We start from the raw sequence: 25,618 nt of genomic DNA on the forward strand, positions 1-25,618 counted from the left end.
TCTTGTGTCACTATCTCAACGGATAGTGTTATATATACCTTTCTTTGAAAGGGTTTGGGATATTCCCCGGTAGCTCAGTGGTAGAGCAAGCGACTGTTAATCGCTTGGTCGCTGGTTCGAATCCGGCCCGGGGAGCCACTTTTTTCTTCCCCCTCTCCCATGACACGATTGTGAAACGGCTCTTAAGCTGCTGTTTTCTTTAAAGCGCTGCGTTTACGGCCACGGTTTATTAACCGCTATATATTCCCCAAGGGAATGTGGCAGGTACGCCGCACAATCGCCCTTTTCTCGTTAAAATAAAATTACTTAGCCAAAAGATCAGGGCTACATATCAAGGGCAACTACATCACATTCTAGAAAGAAAGCCGCCCTACAATCTATGCTTTGTAGAACGACCTTTTTCGCCCTCTATATTACGTAAACGTAAGGTGGGGAGATTAAGTGAAAAAGCTCCGATACACCAACACCCTGAAAAGAATTAAAAAAGCGGGTTAAATGAAATGATCGGGACACTTCTTTACCCTAATACCGGACATCACACTTTCTATGCAGCCTCAATGATGGTCGCAGCGAGCTTGGCGATTTTAACGCCAGCAATCGCAACGGCTCATGACAGCATGAGAGGCAAAGCGGAAACCAAGATCGACAAGCCGCAAACCACTGCCATTCCTCAAGATTATCTAGCAGTTACAGTAGGTAAGCCTGCCAAGCCAGAGAATGTAGATCCGCTGGAAGGCGATTTTGCGATCTGGGTTGGCACTGTAAAGCTTGATGGCAAAGACACCCTTTGGGTAGAGCTTATCGATGACTATGGCGAGGTGATTTACAACTCCCGCATAGAGCCAAACGAGACCCATATTCTGCCTGACGGTAGGGCTATCGCGGTCCGCTCGGCCAAAGCCAATCTTGGTGAGCAGAAGCCGAAAATCAAATCACCATTCCCGCTCAATAAGTCCCAAAATCGTGTATCCTCTCAAAAGCCGATCATCGTTACGCAGCAAGCGCATTACGCTCTTGATAAGAAGCTGCAAGTCGAATTCATCGAGTTTGAAGAGAGCAATGACAGCCAGTCAAAGGCCGATCACCTCCTCAAAGTTGGCAGAAATCTGGACCAACTCTGGCAGGATATGATCGAGTAGAAGGCAAGCTGGTTTCTCAAACAGCTTTCCAAAGTTCATTTGCTAGATTCATATTCTATCTACTTCCGCATTAAGAGTATGCAGTTGCTAAAACGACTGCATCACCAACAGGGTTTGCCTTGAGCGCTCCTTCGCACCACTATAAGTTTTAGGTGGCTAGAAAACCTCGCCCGAAAAGGGCAGAGCCACGCCAAAACGATTGCTGGATGCGAGGAAACGATGCACGTTAGAAACTCCCTCATCGAGGCCATTGGAAATACGCCGCTTATCAAGCTCAAAAAAGCATCTGAGCTAACCGGCTGTGATATCTACGGTAAAGCGGAGTTTATGAACCCCGGCCAGTCGGTTAAGGACCGCGCCGCTCTGTTCATCATCGAAGATGCTATCCGCTCCGGCAAACTCAAGCCCGGCGGCGTGATCGTAGAAGGCACTGCTGGCAACACCGGCATCGGCCTTTCTCTGGTGGGAAATGCGCTTGGCTTTCGCAGCGTGATTGTTATTCCCGAGACGCAATCACAAGAAAAGAAAGACATGCTGCGCATCGCCGGTGCTCAATTGATTGAAGTACCAGCAGCACCCTATTCCAGCCCCAACAACTACGTCAAAATCTCAGGACGCCTTGCAGCACAGCTCAACGAGAGCGAGCCAAATGGCGCGATCTGGGCCAACCAGTTTGACAATACCGCGAACAGGAACGGGCATATCACCACCACAGCGCAAGAGATCTATCAGCAGACCGATGGAAAGGTAGACGGGTTCATCTGCGCAGTTGGTACAGGCGGAACTCTTGCCGGTGTGGGCATGGGCCTGAAAGACAGAAATCAGGATATCAAGATTGGTCTTGCAGACCCACACGGCGCGGCGCTTTACAATTACTACGCCAATGGCGAACTGAAAGCAGAAGGTTCGTCCATCACCGAGGGTATTGGACAAGGACGCATCACCGCAAACCTTGAAGACGCGCCAATAGACCTGCCGTTTCGCATTTCAGATAGTGAAGCGCTGGAGGTTGTATTCGACCTTTTAGAGCATGAAGGTCTATGCCTTGGCGGCTCCTCCGGCATCAATATCGCAGGAGCAATGCACATGGCCAAAGAAATGGGTCCGGGCAATACCATTGTGACCATTCTTTGCGACTATGGAACCCGCTATCAGGCCAAGCTCTTTAATCCAGAATTCTTGCGCTCAAAGGATCTACCCGTCCCAAACTGGATGGAAAGAAAACCACAGATCTCTGTACCCTTTGAAAGCGTAAAAGCCTGACCTTGGAACTCCCGAGGATCACTGTCGCCCCATCGCCGCCCCTTCACAAATAAAACCAGAATGGGCGGCACCTACTGCGTCTCTAGCCGCCTTAAACGTAAGACGTAGCTCTGTCGCCGCATACAGCTTTGGCCCGATCCGGTAAGCGACGCTGATTGACCCGTCACACCGCCAAAGCCGCTCACGAGAACACTTTCCAGCCGTAATACGCACAAAACATGCTGAACTCACTTCGCAGCTAACGTGACACGCAGTGTTGATCTCATCAAAAACACCAGTGCTTTCCTGAAGTTTCTCCCCGTGAGAGCGCCTAAGCGACTAACACCCTAAAAAATCATAAAAAAGCGCCAAACCACTGCCATTGGTTGAGCATTAAAGCGGAGACCACCTAACGTTCTCTGCCCACCAAAACCAACAAGAATAGACCGAAGGCAAACCTTTCCCTCTGAACACAAGAGAGGGAGTTTTCACCAACCCATCAACACTCTCATCACTTCAAGCGCACCTCCCTCAACTCGCGGAGTATTTTTATCTCTCAGTGACTTGTCAGAGGGACGCGAATGCCCTCAGTATGCTACTTAAAGACGAGTGTTTAGATCAACAGATGCAATATGATCGATATCGTTCCGCTAATAACGTTGTCCGCGCTGTTCTTTTATCTGCTGGCTGCCATCTGCGCGGCCCGCGAGATTATGTGGAGCCGCACCTCTCAGGGCAGCATCGCGTGGCTACTCTCCCTCTTCTTTCTGCCGTTTCCTACCGCGATCCTCTACATGATTTTCGCATGGAAGAAGTTTGATGATTACAGCCGCATCCTCTTGGAAAACGGCGTCTTCGAAGACGATATCTTCAAGCGACACGGAGCGCTGGTAGACCACAGGGCAAACGAAGAGTGGCCGGTTCATAACCGCATCACGCCGCTACCTTTTTTGAAAGGCAACCAGACTGAGTTGCTTATTGATGGCACTGCGACTTTCGATTCTATTCTGGAGGGAATCCGCAACGCTAAGGAGTACATTCTCTTCCAGTTCTTCATTGTTCGTGATGATGAATTGGGCAAGAAAATCGCTGCCGCCCTTATTGAGCGCGCTCTGAACGGTGTAGCCGTCTATTTCCTCTATGATGATGTTGGCTCCCGTAGCCTGCCACAACACTACCTTGACCGTTTAACCGAAGCAGGCGTTCAAGTGAGCGGCTTTAACGAGCGCCACAAACTGCTGCGCGTATTGGGCCCAATGCGCCTCAACTACCGCAACCACCGCAAAGTCGTTGTGATTGATCACAAATACTGCTGGATCGGCGGACACAATGTCGGCATCGAATATCTTGGAGAAGACCCGCACTTCGGTCATTGGCGAGATACACATGTGAAGGTATCCGGCCCTGCAGCGCTTGGCGCGGGCCTCTCCTTTGCGGAGGACTGGCAGTGGTCTACAGGCACCACCCTTGACCTGTCCCTTCCAGAAGATATCGAAGTCTTTGGTGATGAACCGGTCCTCGTTATGCCAACCGGTCCGGCGGACCCGCTAGAGGATTGCTCTATCGCGTTTGTGGAGACAATTTCCCGCGCTCGTGAGCGTCTTTGGATTGTTAGCCCCTACTTCGTGCCGGGCCTTGAGATTTTGACAGCGCTTTATGCAGCAGCTCTACGCGGCGTTGACGTGCGCATTCTTCTTCCCAAAAAAGCTGACCACCGCCTTGTTTGGCTGGCAAGCTATGCCCACGCAGATGATCTGGCGAGCCACGGCATCAAAGTCTATCGCTATCTGGATGGCTTTCTGCATCAAAAAGTCGTTCTGGTGGATGATAAGCTTGCAGGTGTTGGTACGGTCAATTTCGATAACCGTTCCTTCAGCATCAATTTCGAAATCACGCTCTGGTTCACAAAAAAGCACTCGGTGGAAGCTGTGGCTGAAATGCTGGAGCAGGATTTCACCAAGGCGCAGCAGACCGATAAGCAGGAACTTTATAACAGGCCGTACATCTTCAGAATTTTGGCGCAGGCGGCCAAGCTTCTATCACCTATTCTCTAGACCTGTGTGGCTTCTAGCGCTCGTTAGTTGTGTTGAAACACCCTCAAGCTTTGCTGGCAATTTTCACGCCCACACAGGCAAGAAAATCCATTAGGATCTCCTTGATTCCGAAAAGATATTTGAAAGACACCCGTATGAGCCAACCCCTTTTCATTGAAGACGCCTATTTGCGTAGCTGTGAGGCAACTGTAACCGGCATCACCGATGGCGGCGTTATTCTGGATCGCACGATTTTCTACCCGACCGGCGGCGGCCAGCCCGGAGATAGCGGTGCACTTGAGCTTGCAGATGGCACACGGCTGACCATTGTCGACACTGTTAAAGGTGAAAATCCGGGTGAAATCATTCACGTGTTGGAGGAAGGTAGCCCCCTACCCAAAGTTGGCGATGCGCTGACCATTCATATCGACTGGGAGGTTCGCTACAAGCGCATGCGGGTGCACACTGCCATGCATCTTTTGTCGGTTGTTCTTCCCTATGCGGTGCCAGGCGGACAGATCGCTGATGGCACCGGACGTCTTGACTTCAACATCCCCGAACCCAATCTGGATAAAGACGAGATTACAAACGCGCTTCAAAGCCTCGTCGATGCAGATCATCCGGTAACGCAAGACTGGATAACTGACAAGGAACTTGAGGCAAACCCTGAACTTGTGAAAACCATGAGCGTAAAACCTCCAATGGGCACAGGGCGGGTTCGTCTAGTAAAAATAGGCGAAGACATTGACCTACAGCCATGCGGCGGAACCCACGTTTCTAACACCGCGCAAATTGGTCGTGTTCAAATTGGCAAGATTGAAAAAAAGGGCAAGCTCAACAGGCGCGTTCGCCTTGCATTGCTTGATTAGGAGAGGATAGCGAAATGGTTTCCAGTTCATTGGTAAGTTGTGACTGGCTGGAAGAACATCTTGGAGCGCCGGATCTGGTGGTTCTCGACTGTTCTTGGTACCTGCCAGACATGGGCCGTGACGCCCGCGCTGAATATGCCACAGCGCATATTCCAGGTGCCATCTTCTTCGACATTGACGCACATTCTGACAAGACCACTGACCTGCCTCATATGCTTCCAACCGCTGATGCTTTCCAAAAAGCGATGCAGGAAATGGGCATTGGCGATGGCAAAACTGTTGTTGTCTACGATGGCATGGGTATGTTCTCGGCAGCCCGCGTTTGGTGGACGCTGAAACTCTTCGGTCTTGATGACGTGTTCGTTCTCAATGGCGGCCTGCCAAAATGGAAAGCAGAAAACCGCCCACTTACCGCAGATGTTAAAACCTATCAGCCTGCCCATTTCACCATCCGCTTCAACCACGCCATGGTTCGCACTCTTGCTCAGGTTCAAGAGGCCCTCGAAGACGCTGGCACCGTTGTACTGGATGCTCGCTCTGCAGAGCGCTTTGCAGGCAGCGCACCAGAGCCTCGTCCGGGCGTGCGCGCAGGCCATATGAAGGGCGCGAAAAACTTGCCATTCGGTCAGGTTCTAAATGCCGATGGTACCTTCAAGAGCAACGAGGAACTCGCCGCCGTATTCGCAGGCAAAGACATTACACCAAACACGCAAGTCGTCACCTCTTGCGGCTCGGGCGTTACCGCATCCATCCTTGCTCTGGCACTTTCCGAAATCGGCCATCACAAGGCTGCAGTATATGATGGTTCTTGGTCCGAATGGGGCTCCAGCCCACTTACAGAAGTTGTGACTGGCGCGGAGTAATCGCCAATTACATCTCCAGAGTTAGAAACAAAAAAGCCCGCTCGAAAGCGGGCTTTTCTTTTAGCGATATTCGCCAGTTCCTGCTGATAGAAATCAGTGGTGCAGGATCTGGGAAAGGAACAGCTTGGTACGTTCGTGCTGAGGGTTTTCGAAGAACGGCTCTGGCTCGTTCTGCTCAACAATCTGGCCCTGATCCATGAAGATAACGCGGTTTGCCACTTTACGGGCAAAGCCCATTTCGTGGGTTACGCAAAGCATGGTCATGCCTTCTTCAGCCAGACCAACCATTACGTCCAGCACTTCCTTGATCATTTCAGGGTCGAGAGCAGAAGTCGGCTCATCGAACAGCATGATCTTAGGGTTCATGCAAAGCGAACGGGCAATTGCCACACGCTGCTGCTGACCACCGGAAAGCTGACCAGGGTATTTGTTGGCCTGCTCAGGAATTTTCACGCGCTCAAGATAGTGCATGGCAATTTCTTCTGCCTGCTTCTTTGGCATCTTGCGCACCCAGATAGGCGCCAGCGTGCAGTTTTCCAAAATGGTCAAATGCGGGAACAGGTTGAAGTGCTGGAAGCACATGCCAACCTCGCGGCGGATCTCGTCAATCTTCTTAAGGTCAGAAGTCAACTCGATACCATCAACGATGATCTGGCCAGCCTGATGCTCTTCAAGACGGTTGATGCAGCGGATCATAGTAGACTTACCGGAACCGGAAGGACCACAGATAACGATACGCTCACCACGCATAACCTTCAGATTGATGTCACGCAGCACATGAAAGTCACCGTACCACTTGTTCATATCTTTGATTTCGATAGCGACGTCCGTGTCGGATACGCGCATTTTTGAGCGGTCTGCCATGACGGCAACATTATGATCACTCATATTTTTCTCCAAACTCATAAAATCTCTTCAAAGCTACGGACGTTAGTGACGATCGCCAGCGCTTAATTTGCGTTCCAGATACATCGAATATCTCGACATTGCAAAACAGAACACAAAGAAGATAGCGGCGATAAACACATAGAGCTCCACAACTGTGCCATTCCACTTGGAATCTGCAAGCACTGATTGTGTAAGTCCCAGCGGATCAAGCAAGCCAATTACCGAAACCAGCGTTGTATCTTTAAACAGGCCGATGAAGGTATTCACGATTCCCGGAATAGAAATCTTCAAAGCCTGAGGCAGAATGATCAGTCGCATGCTCTGCCAGTAATCAAGGCCAAGCGCATCTGCTGCCTCATACTGCCCTCTTGGCAGCGCGGCCAAACCACCACGGATCACCTCGGCCATATAAGCAGACGCAAACAACGTCACCATAATGACAACACGCAGGATGATGTCGAAGTTGGTGCCACGCGGCAGGAAGTAGCTGAGCAAGGTGGAAGCAACAAACAGCAGCGTAATCAGTGGCACACCACGAATAAACTCGATGAAACCAACACAAAGGCTCTTAATGAAAGGCATGTCCGAATTACGCCCAAGCGCCAGCAGAATACCCAGTGGCAGCGAGAACGCGATACCGGAAACACCGATGATCATGGTGAGCAGAAACCCACCCAGCTTCTTGGATTCCACTTCAGAGAAGATGAAACCATCACCCCAGATCAACATGTACGCAACGAATGGGTACAATAATGACAACAGCATCATCTTCCCGCGATGCGGGGTCTTGTCCCAAAGCAGTGGAACGAGCGCAACACAGAGCAGAACAAAAGCCAAATCAGCACGCCAACGCAAATCATGCGGATAAAAACCATAGATAAACTGGTCAAAACGTGCGCCGACTACAGCCCAGCAGGCTCCGTTGTTAGAAATCTCCAAACAGCTACGATAGGAATCAGCCGTCCAGACAGCATCTAATACCGCCCATTGAACGATGCCCGGCAACATCCAAGCAAGGAACAAGAAGGAAAGGATGGTTAAAGCAGTGTTTAGAGGCGTCGCAAACAGGTTTTCTTTGGTCCAACCAAGCACGCCAGTGGTGGAAGCTGGCGCTGGACGCTGCGGTTTCTCTTCGGTTGCTACATAAGCAATGGAGCTTTTATCACTCATCTTAGCGCTCCTTCAGCTTTACCGACTCATTGTACTTGTTCATCGCAGCAGAGATCAGCAGCGAAGCTGTGAGATAGAATGCCATCAATAGAAGAATAGATTCCAAGGCCCGACCAGTCTGGTTCAGGGTAATTCCGCCCAACGTTCCGGTTACATCCATGTACCCGACAAAAATCGCAAGAGACGAGTTCTTGGTCAGGTTCAAGTAGTTACTGATCATTGGTGGAATAATAATACGCAGCGCCTGCGGTAGAATGATCAGGCGCATGGTGCGGTTTGGGCGTAGGCCCAAAGCGTAAGCCGCTTCTGTTTGCCCCTTGCTGATTGCCTGAATACCCGCACGCACAATTTCAGCAATAAACGCGCCGGTGTAGATAGAAAGCGCCAACCAAAGGGCCACAAGCGAGTTACGCATATGGATGCCGCCCTTGTAGTTAAACCCTTTAAGTTCCGGATATTCTAAAGAAAACGGAGACCCCATTGCGAAAAAGGCAATGGTGGTAGGAATGATAAGAAGCCCTAAACTAACAAGCATTACCGGAGCGATTTGCCCGGTACGTTCCTGACGAGCCCGTGCCCAACGACGGAAATAGATGATACCGGCAACAGAAGCTACCAGAACAGCCAGAACAACCCCCGCTCCATCATGTGAGATTACTGATGGAATATAGAAGCCTCGGTTTGTCGCGACAAAGGCTCCATCAAGCATAGGCGTTGCAGCCTTCGGGCGAGGAAGAATTTCGATGAAGATGCCATAGAGCAAAAGGATCTGCATCAAAACTGGTACGTTACGGCATCCCTCAACGTAGACAGCAAGTAGTCTTGAAACGAGCCAATTTTTAGAAAGTCTCAGAACGCCGGCAACCACACCGATGACGGTCGCAAGAATACACCCAAGAACTGCGACCAGAAGCGTATTGAGAATACCAACAAGCGCGGCCTTCCAGTGCGGAGAGCGCGAGTCATACTCGATCAAACGCTGGTTAATGTCATAGTAGGCCGGTTCAGTTAGAAAACCGAAGCTGAAGTCCTGGCCCTGTGCTGCAAGGTTTACAATAATATTATTGATCAGGAAGGCACCCAGTAGCATTACAATAAACAATGCAATGACCTGGATCGTGGAGGACCGGTACCGGGTATCGGTCCACAACATCCCGATGCGGAACGTCTCCGTCGGAGGAAGTGTTGTTACACTCATGAGCTGCCCGTTCTGCTATTTATAGTTATTTATAAAATAAGGGCGCTATGGTGTTTGCCACAGCGCCCTTATTGCTAGACCGAATTAACGGAATGGAGGCGCGTAGAGCAGACCACCGTCGGTCCACTGTGCGTTCAGGCCACGGGAAAGACCAATTGGGGTGCTTTCGCCGAGGTATTCTTCAAAGAGTTCACCGTAGTTGCCAACGGACTTGATCGCACGAAGAGCGAAGTCGTTGTCGAGGCCAACCATTGCGCCGTACTCACCTTCTGCACCCAGAAGACGTGCGATTTCGGTGTCAGCACCTGGCTCGGTGGACTTTGCTTTCTGATCGTCAGCGTTTGCTGCGGTGATACCCTTCTCTTCAGCGATGATGAGAGAGTTCAGAACCCAGCGTACGATGTCGCTCCACTCTTCGTCGCCCTGACGGACGAGCGGGCCGAGTGGCTCTTTGGAAATGATTTCAGGCAGAACGATGTGATCTGCAGGGTTTTCGAAGCTTGCGCGGCTTGCTGCAAGACCAGAAGCATCGGTGGTGTAAACGTCACACGCACCAGCGAGGTAGTTCTGGCGAGCTTCAGCGTTTGTTTCGATCGGCACTGGCTCGTAAGACATGTTGTTCTTACGGAAGTAGTCAGCGAGGTTCAGCTCGGTTGTTGTACCGGTCTGGATACAAACAGTTGCACCGTCCAGCTGAAGAGCGGACTCAACGCCAAGCGCTTTAGGAACCATGAAGCCCTGACCGTCGTAGTAGTTTACGCCTACGAAGGTGAAGTTCAGGTCAGCATCGCGGCTGAAAGTCCATGTGGTGTTACGTGCCAGCATGTCGATCTCGCCGGAAGCAAGAGCGGTAAAGCGGGTCTTACCAGTGGTGGAAACGAACTCAACAGCGTTCGGGTCACCCAATACAGCAGCAGCAACAGCGCGGCATACGGAAGCGTCAAAGCCCTGCCACTCGCCGTTGTCGTCTGTGAAGGAGAAGCCGGTCAGGCCGGTGGAAACACCGCAGTTCAGCTTGCCACGTGCTTTAACGTCTTCAAGAGTAGATGCGGACGCTGCACCAGCAGTAAGTGCCATCGCTGCGCCGAGTGCTACCGGAAGGAAATTGCGTTTCATAGAATTGGAGCCTCTTCTGTTTCCAATTTTGTGCTTTGCTTAGTCACGAAGCAGCCGACGAACCTGCTACTGCAAGTTCCTCTAGAAAGCGCGTTAATCAACTTTCCAGAGCCCCCCTTGGCCCCAACCGCCTCATACCCATGTATTCCATGATATTTCTTGATGCAGGTCAAGAGCTAAAAACAATACAATTTGGTATAATTAGACGATCAGATGAATTCTATAAGGTTAATTTTCGACCTTTTACCAATATGCACCAATCATAATCATAACAAGCACAAGATTTGTGCATTGCACCAAATGTTTATATTGTCATTTATTCAAATTAACCTTCAGTATAATCAGATCAAATACAACTATACTGAAATAAACAATAAGAGACGGGAAACGAAACCTGCAACTCTAAATAAAATTTTATCAGTATATACCCGTAGTGTTCACAGGGTTTATTTGTGCTCAATTGCCTTAAAACTATGCAATAAAAAACCGCTTGGACTTAACGTCATCCAAGCGGCCTTAGGTAATAATAGATTCTAAAATCAGCGAGTTACCCTAATTTTATTTCTTTAAACGCCCGCCGCTCCCGCTTTTCTTTGTAGATAAGCCAGAGGTTGCGGAAATAAATTATAAGGCCAAGGGATTGCCCTGCAATGTAGACGGGATCTTGCCTAACGATTGAGTACACGAGCAAAAGCACACTACCACCGATGGAAAAAAACCAGAAGGCGACAGGAACGATGGAACGCCCTACCCGTTCTGACGCGACCCATTGAACCACAAACCGCATCATAAAAAGCGCTTGAGCTACAAGGCCAAGAATTACCCAGAAGTCGAGTTGATCTACAAAGACAACCCGCAGCCAATCTAACAGTGAGTTCAGCATTAAACCGCAGGCTCCTTATGCCAATCGGTTTCCTGCGCGGCAGTAACCTGAGTGACATCGGGAAGCGTTCTGCGCCGCTTGATCAGCCACCAGACCCCAACAAGATCCAAAGCCCCCTCAAGCGCACGACCTACAATACCGTATTTGGAATTGCCGAACCGCCGTTCGCGATCAACCACATCAACATGCACAACCTTGAAACCTTCGCGGATTACAAGTGCTGGCATAAACCGGTGCCAACTATCGAAGTATGGCAACGCGAGAAACACATCCCTTCGCACTGCTTTTAGCCCGCAGCCACTATCTCTCGTACCATCCCGAAGCAAGCTGCCCCTAATAGCATTGGCTGCTTTTGATGCGTACCGTTTGAAAACACTCGCTTTGCGCCCGACCCTTTGCCCAGCAGCTATGCCAACTTCTGCCCCACCTGCATCGAGCGCCGCGATCAAATCTGGAATGTAAGCTGGATCATTCTGCCCGTCCCCATCAATGGTAACAACGATCTCGCCCTTGGCATGACGAAGACCTGTGCGAATGGAACAGCTCTGCCCGCAAGATTTTTGATGGTGGAAGCACCGCAACCAAGGAACGTCCCGCGCCTTGTCGATCAGAACCTGCTGAGTTTGATCGGTTGACCCGTCGTCGACAACCAGAACCTCAAAGGCCCGATCATCGAGGGCTGATCCAATTTCATCAACGAGCGAAATAATATTGTCCTGCTCGTCCTTTGCGGGGATCACAACGCTTAAAAAAGGAGAATTATTGTTGGGTTCAACAGCCAATTGACAACGCCTCTTGATGCACAGTTCAGACGCGTTGTCCCTTTTCCGCTTTGTATTAATTCAATTTCAAAACGCCGGCTAGTAAGCCCTGCTTTTAGAGGCCCGAAGCGACCTTAAACTTGCCCAGGATGCGATTGGTGTTATGTGGCCTTTGCCCGTAAACCGGAAACCGATCCTACGCTTAGCCATCCAGCGTGCGCAGTAAAGGGAAAACGCAGCTCCCAAAGCGATGCCTGTTACGACATCGCTCGGGTAGTGAGCTCCCACGAGGATACGGCTAAACGCGATCCAAAAACCAACCACCAATATCAGCCATCGATAACTAGGGAAGATCAAAGCAAGGGCAACGGACATTGCAGCGATTGAGGTTGAATGGCCACTTGGAAAGCTGGTGTAGCGGCTATGCAGCTCTAACGGGGAGAAGAATATTGGCCCCACCTGCTCCATCAGAACCGGGCGAGCGCGGCCTAGCCCCCATTTGAACAACACAACTGTGATACCGCTGGCAGCAACGGTGAAGAAGATGTAAGCCGCGTAGGTATAAAGCGCTGCGAAGCCCACACGGCTTCTGAACGCTAACTGACGAACATCAACGCAAAGCAACCCAAGACATATCACGCCAGAGCCGATCAACATCCAATGGGACTTGCCAATATCGGTTATGCTTCGAGCAAAGCCTTTGAGCTTTTCATCAACGCCCGCTACCCATTGATGGACATGAACATCGAAGAACACGAAGGCTATACCTGCCAAAAGCATTAGAACTGCAAGAATATCTTGGGGCTTAAACGGTGCAGCTGTTGCAGGAGTAACAGCGCTTACCCGATTTGCCCTGCCCCTAACAACTGACAGGCTCCTTCGAAAACTGCTTGGTATCCTCAAAGGGTTCCAAAGGGCTTCGGTAGCACTGCTCCCTTTATCAGCAACGGGTGTCTCCGCTTTGCTCTCTACTCCAACAGTTTTATGAAGTTTGAACTCCTCAGCCGTGTCCCTTTCGGCTACGGATTGGTCAGTCATTCTTAAAAAGCCCGAATTCCAAATTTCGCCCGCCATTGAGATTAATTCCCGATGCCGTGGCAAATTGTTTGAGCGCTACTCCATCCCTAGCAAGAGCTGCGTCAAACGCCCCAATATGTCTTCGCTCCACCACAGCAACACGGCACTCACCCGCCGGTGCATGGCTTAAAAAATCTGCGGCTTGCTCTGCATTTCCAAGTTTCGTTCTCGTCCCCATGAGAAAAACAAAACTCGGTTCGCTGAAGCCCACGCTGACAACCTGCGCGGATTGACAACCGCTTTGTGAATGGATCACCTCCACCAAACGCGAGGAAATCCAAAGCGGTGACATACTTGAAAATACATATACCCAAATAGAAGAGGTTACAACCAGAGCGGATAGGCAGAGGGGGATAACAGAGTGAAGAATCCGGCCCTTAATTATCTGCGACCCAGCGTAAAGCGACAAAAGAAAACCAAAGAAAACCAACACCACTCCGGGCGGCGACGGCCAATCACCCAGAACGATGGGGACGATAATCGCGCCCAGCAAAAGCACTAGGCTAATCAAAGGCGCCCAAGCAGCAGACCACGCTCGTAACACCTTCCCTCTCTCGCCCTGCAGCGCTAGCGGATCAAACATTACACCTGCAACCGCCAGCGACAGCGCAGGCATCACTGGCATGGTGTAATGAGGGAGCTTGGTGGAAACCAGCTCGAACACGATCCATGTTGGGACCGCCCAGCATATGGCAAAGAGAAGAAATGGCGATGCACGAAGCTTCAAAAACGCCTTAGCGTAGCGGATGACATAGACGTTCAGAGGCCAGAAGATCACAAAAGCAACCAGAAAATGAGTGAAGGGCGGCGCCCCATGCCCTTCTTTTCCAGTGCCGACTTTAGCTAGAAAATCACCACCTAGCGCCTGCTTATAAAAGGCACCGTCCGTTGCGATAAAAATCGCGATAAACCACGGTAGAACAAGCACTAGAAACAGCACAAGGCCGTAAAGGTTCCATAGTTTCTTTAGGGGAATAAGCGAGCGATCAAAGACGGATAAGGCCACTACAGTTAGGCCAACCACCAAAACTATAATCGGCCCCTTGATGAGAACACCGCCAGCAAGGGCAGCCCAAAACAGTAGCTTAAGCCATAGACTTGCCTGCTCTACGGGCCTTAACCAAAGCCTTGCCAATGCCCCCATAGAAAGAACAGTGAACGCCAATAACGTGGCGTCCGTCTTGGCTATGTGACTTTCAGCGTTGAGGATGATGGATGACGCTGTCAAAAGCCCTGCCGTAAACGCAGCGGGTGACGACATAAATGCAAGCGCAAGCCAGTAGGTGAATAGAACCGCCAGCGCACCTCCAGCGACCGATGGCAACCGGTAAACCCAAAGCGGAGCCTCAGCGCCAAAGCCGAGCACTTTGGCAACGCCGACTTGTAGCCAGTGAATCCCAACAGGCTTTTTGTTTCGTGCCTGATCCTGAAAGCGAATGGAAACATAATCGCCTGTTTCCATCATCTGTTTGGAGGCTTGCGTAAAGCGCGGTTCATCGCGGTCAAGCGGGGGAACCTGATTGATACCGGGCAAAAATAACAGCAGACTGAACGCAAGAAGAACGACAGGCGCTATCCAGCGCGCCCCAAGCAGCTTTAGCACCACAGGCACACTAAGCGACGTTTCCGTTTGTTGGCCTTGCTCAGAAGAAGAGCGGCCCTCGCTTGCTGCCTGCATACCTACCCGTTCCGTTTTAGCCCTCTACAGCGCCTCAACCTGAAGGCAAGCTGAAGACAGCCAAATTTTCCCGCAACGTCGCTAGGCTGACAAACCTACCCTTTTCGCCCCAGAGAATTGCTTGGATAACCCTATGGGACCTGTGAAAACTGGAAGGTTTCATGAACGCCTGCCACACTTTTCCAAGCCAAGCTGATAAATAGACAAGTAAGAATTCGGGCTCCCCCACCTCATCCCCAAGGCTGTTGCTTATCTAGAGCCAGCAGCGTCAGGCAACGGGCATTGTTCTGTGCTCATGCGAAAGGTTTAAAATGATAAGATCTGAAAAGATCACGGGCTTTTTGCTGCAAAAATCACGAGTGACTGCACTCGCGCTTGCATCATCTCTGGCTATTCTTAGCGCAGGTTGTAGTTCTATTAGTGACTTCACCTCAAACGCAGAACTCCAACATGCACGCGTTAACGAGCATGAAGTCCTTCGCCAAACCAACGCTTGGCGCGCACAGCACGGCATGAAACCGCTGAAGCTGGACAAGCACCTCAATGAGGTATCGCAGGATATGGCAGACCATATTGCCCGCCGCGATTCCCTTGACACACCCCGCCACTCCGCATCCAGCCTCATGCGTCGCACCGCTGCCAACGATTATAAGTCCTCCGCAGGTGCAGAAAACCTCGGCGCAGGCTATGCCAATATTTCCGCAGTTATGCATGGTTGGAAGACGTCGGCAGATCACAACAAGAACCTGCTGAACCCGCATGTTACCCATCTTGGCGTCGCCCGCACCAACCGCCCTGATGGCACCTACCGCAATTTCTGGGTAATGACGCTGGCCGCACCGCGCCCGATTGAAGCGCCAAAGCCAGCGGAATCCAGCGCGACTAAGACCGCGCAAACAACACTCAGCATCAACGGCATGAAAGTGCGCTAAACGCGTAACAACGACCAAAGATTAAAGGCCCGGACACGCTCCGGGCCTTTGTTTTTTCAGTGCTCAACTTTCTTTCTATTAAAGCCGGGGTTTACGCTGCACGGCCGCGCCACCATATTCAGCTGGTAGAATTCAAAGTGGAGCAAAAGATGAGCGTATCGCCAAACATTCTTCTGGAGACTTGGAAAACAGCCTACGGCATTCCTCCGTTTGCGCAGATCAAGCCGGAAGACTTTGAGCCAGCCTTTGATGTTGCCCTGAAAGCGGCAGAAGAAGAGGTGCAGGCTATCGCGGACAACCCGCAGGCTCCGACCTTCGAGAACACCATTATCGCCATGGAAAAGGCGGGCAAGCAGCTGGAACAGGTTGCAGGCGTGTTCTTCAACCTTACCGGCTCTAATACCAACGAGACATTGCAGCAGACCGAACGCACTGTTGTGCCAAAGCTCGCCGCCTATGGCGCACGGGTAAAGCTGAACCCTACCCTGTTCAACCGCATCAAAACACTCAAGGACAATGAAGCCTCCCTTGGCCTTGATGCTGAACAGGCCCGCGTTCTTGAGCGCTATTACACCAGCTTTGTTCGTGCAGGTGCCGCCCTTGGCGAGCAAGACAAAAAGCGGATGGCTGAAATTAGCGAGCGTCTTGCAACACTGGGCACCCAGTTTGCGCAAAACGTTCTTGCAGATGAAGCAGACTACAAACTCGTTCTGGAAAACGTTGAAGATCTCGAAGGCCTGCCTGAATTCCTCGTCGAGGCAGCGAAAGAGGCTGCCCGCGAGCGCGGACTAGACGACAAGCACGTTATCACCCTCTCACGGTCTTCCATCGAGCCATTCTTGCAGTTCTCCACCCGCCGCGATCTGCGTCAGGAAGCATTCGAAGCGTGGTCAAAGCGCGGCGAGACCGGCGGCAAGACAGATAACCGCGACCTCGTTCGTGAAACCATCGCCCTGCGCAAAGAACGCGCCTCCCTGCTCGGCTTTGATAGCTTTGCCCACTTCAAAACAGAAGACACAATGGCGAAGACACCCGAAGCAGTGAACGAGCTTTTGATGAATGTCTGGGCTCCGGCCAAATCTCGCGCGCTGGAAGAGGCAGGTAGCCTCGCCGCTCTCTCCAAAGCAGCTGGCGGACCAGACGCAATCGCTCCTTGGGATTGGCGCCACTATGCAGAAAAGCTACGCAAGGCAGAGCATGATCTGGACGAAGCCGAGCTAAAACCATACTTCCAACTCGACAAGATGATCGAGGCTGCTTTCTACACGGCTAACCGCCTGTTTGGTCTCAGCTTCAAAGAGCTGGATGGCATTTCCCTTTATCATGATGATGCACGCGTCTTTGAGGTTCTGGACCGCTCCGGCAACCATCTCGGCATCTTTATCGGTGACTACTTTGCCCGCTCTTCCAAACGCTCCGGCGCATGGATGAGCGCGTTTAGAGAACAGCACGGCCTTGAAGGCGAAGTACGCCCGATCATCGTGAACGTGATGAACTTCTCCAAAGCACCAGCAGGCCAGCAAACCCTGCTAACCTTTGATGATGCCCGCACCCTCTTCCACGAATTTGGTCATGCCCTGCACGGCCTCATGTCCAACGTCACCTTCCCGCTGATCTCGGGAACCAGCGTTGCCCGTGACTTTGTGGAGCTGCCGTCCCAGCTTTACGAACACTGGCTGTCCGAGCCTGAAGTACTTCGCAAGTTTGCTGTTCACTATCAGACCGGCGAGCCTATTCCAGAAGCATTGATGCAACGCTTGCTGGATGCCTCTAACTTCAACCAAGGCTTTGCGACGGTTGAGTATCTGGCAACGGCTATTGTCGATATGGCGATCCACTCCCGCGACCATGCGGCGGACTTTGATCCGATCGGCTTTGAGCGTGAGGTTCTGGCAGAAATCGACATGCCTAGCGAAATCATCATGCGCCACCGCGTACCGCACCTTGCGCACGCGTTCTGCGGTGATGGCTACTCGGCAGGCTACTACAGCTATATGTGGTCGGAAGTGATGGACGCAGATGCATTTGAAGCGTTCAAGGAAGCAGGTGATCCATTCCACGAAGAGACCGCACGCAAGTTGGAAGAACACATCTATTCTGCTGGCGGCAAACAGGACCCAGCGGACGCCTACATGGCATTCCGTGGCCGTATGCCGGAAGTAGAAGCACTTTTGAAAGGTCGCGGCCTTATCTAAGGCTGCGATCCTGCAATAATTGGTAGAACCACAAGCCTCGCACAAGCGCTGGGTACTATGGTTTTGAAGTAATGTTCCTGATGGGACGTTGCTAAATGATGCACCAAACTTCATAAGCGGGTGGCTTTCACCCGCTTTTTTTTCATGAAAAATCAGTTTTCAGAGGAAGTTAGATGCAGCGGCTCCGCTTCTAGCGGCGTTTGAAAGCACGGGCGATACCGCCCAAGGCAACAAACAGCCAGCCTACAATCATCAAAAGACCGCCAAATGGAGCAGCATTCAGGAAAAGGCTACGGCCAACGAAGAAGCGCAGGGCGAGATCACCGCAAAACAAACCAAGCCCGCCGAAAACAAGCAGCATACCAAGCGCGACAAAACGAGAGCGTGTAAGCGCAACAGCAATACCCATTGCAATGAAGGCGCCAGCGTGAAGCATCATCATCTGTGCGATGATATCGATGTAGGAGCTGCCAACGATGTGCGAAGAGTAGGCCGAAGCGATAACGGCAATCATGCCTGCCACACCGCCGAGCGATAGCCCGAGACCCAAACCAGATGAGAGTTTTGCTGTGTCGTGTGTCATAGAGCGCGCTGTTCCTCTACTCCCGTTAAGCACAATATATAAGGGAACAATGCTAGATTGCACCCTTACCAAGGTGTGCATGAGGAGAGCGGGCATTGCAAGCCCTCTGGCAAACACCGCCCCCAAAAAGAACTGGGAAGGTAAAGGCTTTCAGTATTGAAAAGCCAAAGGTAGGCAGGAAATCAGCGTGCCATATCGATTTTATCAAGGCCCGGTGCATATCCGTTTGGCGTAACGCGAACCACCTTAAAACCCATCAACTCATAAAACCCGCGCGTATGCTGCGAAGTATCAATTGTAACTTTTGCGTTTGGGTCCAGCCGGTAAATTTCATCCAGCCTGTGCTGAACCAGAGCTCGGCCATAGCCAATACCTTGATAGTCGTATCCGACCATACCCCACATAAAGCCGTAGCTATCCCCTTTGCGGAAAAAGCCACCACAGGCAACAGGACGCCCCCCTTCCAGTATGGTGTAGTAAGGGTCATGCACCGCTTTCAAAAACGCGACGAATTCAGAAAGCTCGTGATCAGCAAAGTACTTGGGCATGTTTGAACGAAAGAGCTCGATACAGTCGCCATAGTCTTTGTCTTCGTATGGTCTTATTTTCATCGAGCTCCTCGAATCTATTGTTTGCAGCGCGCAGGATCACAAACGTCTATTATCCGCATTTGCACCTTGGGCTGTCCTTGCCATGTATCAATTGATAGCGTGCCAGCGATGTGTAGAGCCCGCCCGCGAGCGCCCATAAGAGCCTTGCCAAGCGGTTGATCTTCCGCCTTAAAAGCAATGGCCTTAAGCGTGCTGCCATCATTGCCGCCCAAGGTAGCGCGAATATGTCCTTTACCGACCACATCCACATATTTGATATTGGCAGATGGTAGTACGAAGATTGGCTCAGGATGAGCTGCTCCGTAAGGCCCTGCCTTTTCAAGAAGTTCCAGAAGGTCAAGACGCGCACCTGCAACGGTGAGAACCCCATCAACGGTAAGCTCCTGATTGCTCAACGCTTCCTCGACATCAGCAGAGAGGCGCTCATCCATGAAAGCCTCAAGCTCATCCAGCTTGTCGCGGTGAACGGTCATACCCGCAGCCATGGCGTGGCCGCCGCCTTTCATCAAGATACCGGCATCAACTGCCGCTCTAACGGCAGAGCCAAGGTCAACGCCCTGTACGGAACGGCCAGAGCCAGTACCAATACCGTCAGCATTAAATGCAATTGCGAAGGACGGGCGCTGATAGCGCTCCTTCAAGCGGGACGCGATAAGGCCAACAACACCGGGATGCCATCCATCTGAACCAGTCAACATCACCGCAGGGCCGCCAGCTTTTGCTTCCATCTTTTGGAATGCCTGTCCCTCACCTTCTTCGAGCATAATTGCTTCCAGCGCCTGACGCTCTTGGTTGAGGCGCTCAAGAGTTGCGGCAATGCGTTCAGCTTCATTACGATCTTCGCAAGTCAGCAGCTTCGCACCGAGCGCAGAATCGCCAATACGGCCGCCAGCGTTGATGCGCGGACCAAGCATAAAGCCAAGGTGATACGGTGTTGGTTTGCCGCTGACGCGGGAAATATCGGAAAGAGCAGAGAGGCCAACGTTACGCCGCTGCGCCATGACTTGAAGGCCCTTGACCACGTAAGCGCGATTCAAACCTTTGAGCGGCACCACATCGCACACTGTTCCCAGTGCGACAACATCAAGCATATCCATCAGGTTCGGAAGTCGAGCCGCCATAGGGCCGCCGAACTGACGAATCTCTCGGCTCAGTGCCACAAGGAACAGGAAGGTCACGCCAACAGCTGCTAGGTGCCCCTGCCCCGACAGATCATCCTGACGGTTCGGGTTTACAAGCGCATGTACATTCGGGAAGGTTTCACCAACCTGATGGTGATCCAGAACAACAACTTCCAGACCAAGCTTCTCAGCCGTCTCGAATGCCTCAAACGAGGTACTGCCACAGTCCACGGTAATAAGCAGCCGAGCGCCAGATTCGTAAAGCTGGGTGAGCGCGGTCGGGTTCGGGCCGTAACCGTCGATAATGCGGTCAGGAATATAAAGATCAGGCGTAATACCAAACGCCTTTAGGTAACGCACCAACAGCGCAGATGATGTTGCGCCGTCTACGTCATAGTCACCAAAAACAGCAATGCGCGTGCCTTCAGCAATTGCCTTCATGACACGCTTGGCGGCTTTGTCCATGTCCACCAAGGTGGAAGGGTCCGGCATTAGATCCTTGATTGTCGGATCCAGAAACTGCTCGGCATCCTGCAGAGCCACCTCACGACCAGCCAGCACACGACCAACGACCTCGTGGATTTCTGTTCGCTGAGAAATAGCCATAGCCTGTGATGCAGCTTTTGCATCCAGACGCTCGCGCCAGACTTTTCCGTTGGCTGAGCGGTTTACGCCCAAAACGGTGCGACGGGCTTCATTAGACAAAACAGACGAGCTCATGAGGAGGACCTGCAATTAAGACTTCGGACAAAGCAAACGGGCGGATACATATTGCACCCGCCCGTCAAAATTAAAATTCAAACCACGCAGGAACTTAATCCAGATGGAATTTTTCCAGCTGGGTGTGCTGTGCCTCGATATAGCGCACGGTGCCGGTGGTGGAACGCATAACCACAGTGTGAGTGGTGATTGCGTTACGGCCCAGCTTCACACCTTTAAGGAAGTTGCCATCGGTCACGCCGGTTGCCGCAAACAGAACGTCGCCGCAAGCCAGTTCTTCGAGGGTGTATTTGCGGTTCGCATCGTCGATGCCCATGCGTTTAGCGCGCTCGCGCTGCTCTTCACGGGTGATAACAAGACGACCCTGCATCTGACCACCGATACAGCGCAGAGCTGCAGCAGCCAGAACACCTTCAGGCGCGCCGCCAATACCGACGTAAAGGTCGATACCAGTTTCTTCGGAGTTGGTGGTGTGAATGATGCCTGCAACGTCACCATCACCGATAAGGTAGATGGAAGCGCCGGTTGCGCGGATATCATCAATCAGCTTTGCGTGACGTGGGCGGTCAAGTACGCACACGGTCAGCTCGCTCACCTCAACGCCTTTTGCCTTGGCAACGTTTTCGAGGTTGGTTGCAATTGGCAGGTCCAGATCAATGGTGCCAGCAGGGTAGCCAGGACCGATTGCAATCTTTTCCATATAGCTGTCTGGTGCGTTAAGCAGGCCGCCTTCCGGTGCCAGTGCAATCACGGCGATGGAGTTAGGCATGTTCTTCGCGCAAAGGGTGGTGCCTTCAAGCGGATCCAGTGCGATGTCTACCTTCGCACCAGCCTTGGTACCAACCTTCTCACCGATGTAGAGCATAGGCGCTTCATCGCGCTCGCCTTCACCGATAACAACCGTACCGTCAATCGGAAGCTGGTTCAGTTCCCGACGCATCGCATCTACCGCTGCCTGGTCGGCAGCCTTCTCGTCACCGCGACCACGAAGACGCGCTGCAGAAACCGCTGCACGTTCTGTTACACGTGCCAGTTCCAGTGTGAGAATACGGTCCAGAACGGTTTCTTCGTCCTTCTGACGCTCAGCCATATTTACCTTTTTAACCTCTTGGGTTCTCCATGAGGGCCGGGAGATGGCCCTTGGGAGGTATTACTTCAATTTCTCGATCCGCAGAACCTGCGGCTTGCCCATGGTTACATTGTCGGAAGCAATTGCTTCCAGAGCTTCGCGAATTGCTAGCTCGGTCGTTTCATAGGTTATCAGGATAACCGGCTGCGGCTCGGCAGGCTTGGTTGACCCTGGCGCAAAACTTTTTGCTTCACGGCTGCGCTGAACGATGGATTCCAGAGAGATGTTCTTCTCTGCCATACGCCGCGCAATCGTTGCAAAGGCACCTGGAATGTCCACCACAGAAAGACGAATGTAATAGCCGCCCTCGTGTAGTCGCATCCGCGCCTTTTCATAGGGAGCCAATGTCTCGGCCTTCTGGCCAAACACTGCCTGCATATTGCCACGGGCAATATCTGCAATATCGGAAACAACTGAAGATGCTGTTGCATCACCACCTGCGCCCGGACCAACCAGAATAACCTCGCCCACCGCGTCACCATCTACGGCAACCGCGTTCAGCACCCCGTCAATGCGCGCAATGGCGGATGACTTAGGCACCATGGTTGGATGCACCCTCTGTTCGATGCCACTGTCAGTACGCTGCGCCACGCCCAACAGCTTGATCCGGTAACCCAGCTCATCGGCAGCCTTGATATCCGCGGTCGTAATGGACGTAATGCCCTCCACATGGATAGCATCACTGTCCACCTCGCAACCAAATGCGAGAGAGGTCAGCAGAGCAAGCTTATGCGCGGTGTCAAAGCCTTCGATGTCAAAGGTTGGATCGGCCTCCGCATACCCCAAACGCTGCGCATCGGCAAGACATTCTGCAAAGGAAAGTCCTTCGCGCTCCATGCGGGTGAGAATGTAGTTACAGGTACCGTTCATGATGCCGTAAACGCGCTCTACATCGTTACCGGCAAGAGACTCGCGCATGGTCTTCACAATCGGAATACCACCAGCGACGGCAGCCTCATAGTTGAGGCTGACGCCCTGTTCTTCAGCCAGACGAGACAGCTCTACCGCATGTTTTGCAAGAAGGGCTTTGTTCGCTGTTACGACGTGCTTGCCAGCCTTGAGAGCTGCCATAACACTTTCGTAGGCAGAACCGTCTTCACCGCCGATCAGCTCGACAAAAACATCGATTCGCTCGCTTGTTGCCAGAGCAACCGGATCGTCGAACCATTCGACCTTTGTCAGGTCAACGCCACGATCCTTGTTGCGGGAGCGTGCGCAAACGGCTGTCAGCTCGATTGTGCGCCCGCACCGCTTTTCAAGCAAATCTGCTTTGTTCAAAATGATCTTTACAAGTGAAGCACCTACGGTTCCTAGTCCCGCGATGCCGATCCGCAAATAGGTATCCATCTGTCCGTCTAGTTTCGAGTAAAATCAGCGCGACTCTTCAGCCGACTGCAAATTATTATTTCCGATCCCGCATTCATCAAAGAACCGGCGAATGCCGCGTGCTGCCTGACGAATACGCTGCTCGTTCTCTACAAGGCCGATACGAACATAGTCGTCGCCGTGCTCACCAAAACCAATGCCCGGTGCAACGGCTACGTCAGCCTTTTCAATCAACAGCTTGGAAAATTCAAGTGAGCCTTTAGCCTTGAACGGCTCTGGAATTGGACACCAGGCAAACATACTTGCCTCTGGTGCAGGGATCTTCCAGCCAGCGCGGCCGAAGGATTCCACCAGAACGTCACGGCGCTTGCGGTACACTTCACGCATCTGGACAATACAGTCATCCGGACCATTAAGCGCAGTCGCAGCAGCAACCTGAATTGGGGTAAACGCACCATAATCGAGGTAGGACTTTACGCGTGCGAGAGCGGCGATAAGACGCTCGTTACCAACTGCAAAGCCCATACGCCAACCCGGCATGGAGAAAGTTTTGGAGAGCGAAGTAAACTCAACCGCAACATCCATAGCGCCCGGAACCTGCAAAATAGAAGGTGGCGGTGTGTCACCGAAGAAGATTTCCGCGTATGCCAAGTCGGAAAGCACAAAGATTTCGTGCTTGCGAGCAAAGGCAACAACGTCCTTATAAAACTCCAGATCCGCACATGCTGCTGTCGGGTTTGCAGGGTAGCAAAGCACAACGGCAATTGGTTTTGGAATGGAGTGAATAACGGCGCGTTCAAGCGCTTCGAAAAGCTCAGGTCCCGGCTCCGCAGGAATGGAACGCAAAGAACCACCGGCCATCAAGAACCCGAAGGCATGAATTGGGTAACTTGGGTTCGGTACAAGAATAACATCGCCCGGCGCGGTGATCGCCTGCGCCATGTTGGCAAAGCCTTCTTTGGAACCAAGGGTGGCAACAATCTGCGTTTCAGGGTTCAGCTTAACCCCGAAGCGGCGCTCGTAGTAGTTAGCCTGTGCGCGGCGTAGACCCGGAATGCCTTTGGAAGCGGAATAACGGTGTGTACGCGGGTTCTTGACAGTTTCCGTCAGCTTGTCAACGATGTGCTGCGGGGTCGGCAGATCAGGGTTGCCCATGCCCATATCAATGATATCGGCGCCCGCCGCTCGTGCTTTCGCCTTTAGACGGTTAACCTGTTCAAAGACATAGGGCGGCAGCCGACGTGTCTTATGAAAATCGTCCATACCGAAAGCCTCGCGTTTCCTTAATTTGTATCTTGTTGAGTAATTTGGATTTTGGACGCAGCTTCTTCTGCGCATCTTGGGTTTTAGCAGCTAGCAAACAAATTTGCATTCGCCGCCCCCCCAGTAGCACACCACTTTTTCTCGTTATTCTGATGGTTTCGCAAACTTTTTTGCAAAACCCTGAAATATCTGCATCAACAATGGAGCTATTATTCAGTTTTTCAGAAAGTAGAACCGCGTGCGACCACTTAAGGGCAAGAAAATTCGATCGCTTTACTGTGCGTTCTGTCTGGCGGAATCCGCAATGGCCTGTAGTTCTTCCACCTGACTCTTGAAGTCAGAGTTCTGCGCCGCTTCAGACTGGGTGTCTTCAGCAATAGCAAGCAGACGAGACTTTTCTACAGTGCGTTGCTCATCTGGCAACAGCCCTTCATCAGAAAAATCTGCAGGCTCATAGGCAGGGCCGGTGGCCGTCTGCTGGGTCTCTTCGTCAAGCGCTTCATAAAGGGTCATCTTTTCGCCCAAGGCACAAGAAGCAAGGCCTGTACACACCAGCATGCTGGCTACCAAGCGTACCATACCCTCTCTACTTAGGGTCATTTGCCTTTCCTCCCGGATAACGACTGCCCATCCGGCCATAACCGGAACGCGCAATCGAAGCGTTTTAACGAGTTGAAGCTGTATAGCCTTGCTCGCACTCACTCATCAACCAAGTTTACCGCAAATGCCTATCGAATCTGCGGATTTCTCACAGGAGCCTTTCCTATGGCTTAACAGTTTTCAATCGCAATCATAACTCCTGTTATCTTCTATCATAGAGG

22 protein-coding genes and 1 tRNA gene are annotated in these 25,618 nt (G+C 51.9%); 8 read left to right on the top strand and 15 right to left on the bottom strand.

The window, feature by feature from the left end:
* Positions 1–63: 63 nt before the first annotated feature.
* The 6 genes from E1162_RS08660 (at position 64) to sseA (ending at position 6,146) form a co-directional block, all read left to right on the top strand.
* Positions 64–138, top strand: a tRNA-Asn gene (locus tag E1162_RS08660).
* 362 nt (positions 139–500) lie between these two features.
* Positions 501–1,139: a hypothetical protein gene (locus E1162_RS08665; protein ID WP_155129527.1), complete on the top strand. Its 639-nt coding sequence runs from the start codon at positions 501–503 to the stop codon at positions 1,137–1,139.
* Between the two features lie 219 nt (positions 1,140–1,358).
* Positions 1,359–2,402: a cysteine synthase A gene (locus E1162_RS08670; RefSeq protein ID WP_155129530.1), complete on the top strand. Its 1,044-nt coding sequence runs from the start codon at positions 1,359–1,361 to the stop codon at positions 2,400–2,402.
* Between the two features lie 611 nt (positions 2,403–3,013).
* Positions 3,014–4,435, top strand: a complete 1,422-nt coding sequence (gene cls / locus E1162_RS08675; protein WP_155129533.1) for a cardiolipin synthase — start codon at positions 3,014–3,016, stop codon at positions 4,433–4,435.
* 134 nt (positions 4,436–4,569) lie between these two features.
* Positions 4,570–5,283 carry an alanyl-tRNA editing protein gene (locus E1162_RS08680; protein ID WP_155129536.1) on the top strand — a complete coding sequence of 238 codons (714 nt, stop codon included), beginning with the start codon at positions 4,570–4,572 and terminating at the stop codon, positions 5,281–5,283.
* A 14-nt stretch (positions 5,284–5,297) separates the two neighbouring features.
* On the top strand, positions 5,298–6,146 hold the full coding sequence (sseA, locus tag E1162_RS08685; protein WP_155129539.1) for a 3-mercaptopyruvate sulfurtransferase: 849 nt from the start codon (positions 5,298–5,300) through the stop codon (positions 6,144–6,146).
* A gap of 93 nt (positions 6,147–6,239) precedes the next feature.
* Here sseA and E1162_RS08690 read toward each other — a convergent pair whose 3' ends face one another.
* The 8 genes from E1162_RS08690 to E1162_RS08725 all read right to left on the bottom strand — a co-directional run bounded on the left by E1162_RS08690 (position 6,240) and on the right by E1162_RS08725 (position 14,917).
* Positions 6,240–7,034 carry an amino acid ABC transporter ATP-binding protein gene (locus E1162_RS08690; protein ID WP_155129542.1) on the bottom strand — a complete coding sequence of 265 codons (795 nt, stop codon included), beginning with the start codon at positions 7,032–7,034 and terminating at the stop codon, positions 6,240–6,242.
* A 42-nt stretch (positions 7,035–7,076) separates the two neighbouring features.
* On the bottom strand, positions 7,077–8,204 hold the full coding sequence (locus tag E1162_RS08695) for an amino acid ABC transporter permease (protein ID WP_155129545.1): 1,128 nt from the start codon (positions 8,202–8,204) through the stop codon (positions 7,077–7,079).
* Position 8,205: 1 nt separating this feature from the next.
* On the bottom strand, positions 8,206–9,402 hold the full coding sequence (locus tag E1162_RS08700; RefSeq protein ID WP_155129548.1) for an amino acid ABC transporter permease: 1,197 nt from the start codon (positions 9,400–9,402) through the stop codon (positions 8,206–8,208).
* 84 nt (positions 9,403–9,486) lie between these two features.
* Entirely contained in the window at positions 9,487–10,518 is a 1,032-nt protein-coding gene (locus tag E1162_RS08705; RefSeq protein WP_155129551.1) for an amino acid ABC transporter substrate-binding protein, read from the bottom strand.
* A gap of 547 nt (positions 10,519–11,065) precedes the next feature.
* Complete coding sequence (locus tag E1162_RS08710; RefSeq protein WP_155129554.1) at positions 11,066–11,401, bottom strand: lipid-A-disaccharide synthase N-terminal domain-containing protein; 336 nt, start codon at positions 11,399–11,401, stop codon at positions 11,066–11,068.
* Positions 11,401–12,183: a glycosyltransferase family 2 protein gene (locus E1162_RS08715; protein WP_155129557.1), complete on the bottom strand. Its 783-nt coding sequence runs from the start codon at positions 12,181–12,183 to the stop codon at positions 11,401–11,403. The genes E1162_RS08710 and E1162_RS08715 overlap by 1 nt, the downstream gene beginning before the upstream one ends.
* Before the next feature lie 78 nt (positions 12,184–12,261).
* Positions 12,262–12,942 (bottom strand): phosphatase PAP2 family protein, encoded by a 681-nt coding sequence (locus E1162_RS08720; protein ID WP_257098872.1) that lies wholly within the window; start codon positions 12,940–12,942, stop codon positions 12,262–12,264.
* Between the two features lie 250 nt (positions 12,943–13,192).
* On the bottom strand, positions 13,193–14,917 hold the full coding sequence (locus E1162_RS08725; protein ID WP_155129563.1) for an ArnT family glycosyltransferase: 1,725 nt from the start codon (positions 14,915–14,917) through the stop codon (positions 13,193–13,195).
* Positions 14,918–15,228: 311 nt separating this feature from the next.
* Here E1162_RS08725 and E1162_RS08730 point away from each other — a divergent pair, with 311 nt between their 5' ends.
* On the top strand, positions 15,229–15,849 hold the full coding sequence (locus E1162_RS08730; RefSeq protein ID WP_155129566.1) for a CAP domain-containing protein: 621 nt from the start codon (positions 15,229–15,231) through the stop codon (positions 15,847–15,849).
* Positions 15,850–15,998: 149 nt separating this feature from the next.
* Positions 15,999–18,044: a M3 family metallopeptidase gene (locus E1162_RS08735; RefSeq protein ID WP_155129569.1), complete on the top strand. Its 2,046-nt coding sequence runs from the start codon at positions 15,999–16,001 to the stop codon at positions 18,042–18,044.
* A 190-nt stretch (positions 18,045–18,234) separates the two neighbouring features.
* Here E1162_RS08735 and E1162_RS08740 read toward each other — a convergent pair whose 3' ends face one another.
* From E1162_RS08740 to E1162_RS08770, 7 genes are all read right to left on the bottom strand, one after another.
* Complete coding sequence (locus tag E1162_RS08740) at positions 18,235–18,627, bottom strand: DUF423 domain-containing protein (protein ID WP_155129572.1); 393 nt, start codon at positions 18,625–18,627, stop codon at positions 18,235–18,237.
* 182 nt (positions 18,628–18,809) lie between these two features.
* A complete protein-coding gene (locus tag E1162_RS08745; protein WP_155129575.1) occupies positions 18,810–19,238 on the bottom strand; it encodes a GNAT family N-acetyltransferase in 429 nt (142 codons plus the stop codon).
* 14 nt (positions 19,239–19,252) lie between these two features.
* On the bottom strand, positions 19,253–21,079 hold the full coding sequence (recJ, locus tag E1162_RS08750) for a single-stranded-DNA-specific exonuclease RecJ (protein WP_155129578.1): 1,827 nt from the start codon (positions 21,077–21,079) through the stop codon (positions 19,253–19,255).
* Positions 21,080–21,173: 94 nt separating this feature from the next.
* The gene (glpX, locus tag E1162_RS08755; protein WP_155129581.1) at positions 21,174–22,169 is read right to left on the bottom strand and encodes a class II fructose-bisphosphatase; all 996 of its coding nucleotides are present in this window, start codon (positions 22,167–22,169) and stop codon (positions 21,174–21,176) included.
* Between the two features lie 60 nt (positions 22,170–22,229).
* Entirely contained in the window at positions 22,230–23,555 is a 1,326-nt protein-coding gene (locus E1162_RS08760; protein WP_155129584.1) for a homoserine dehydrogenase, read from the bottom strand.
* Between the two features lie 24 nt (positions 23,556–23,579).
* A complete protein-coding gene (locus E1162_RS08765; RefSeq protein WP_155129587.1) occupies positions 23,580–24,797 on the bottom strand; it encodes an LL-diaminopimelate aminotransferase in 1,218 nt (405 codons plus the stop codon).
* Between the two features lie 273 nt (positions 24,798–25,070).
* On the bottom strand, positions 25,071–25,397 hold the full coding sequence (locus tag E1162_RS08770) for a hypothetical protein (RefSeq protein WP_155129590.1): 327 nt from the start codon (positions 25,395–25,397) through the stop codon (positions 25,071–25,073).
* Positions 25,398–25,618 lie beyond the last annotated feature (221 nt).

Source organism: Pseudovibrio flavus (assembly GCF_009711345.1).
In the GTDB taxonomy this organism is placed as follows: Bacteria; Pseudomonadota; Alphaproteobacteria; order Rhizobiales; family Stappiaceae; genus Pseudovibrio; species Pseudovibrio flavus.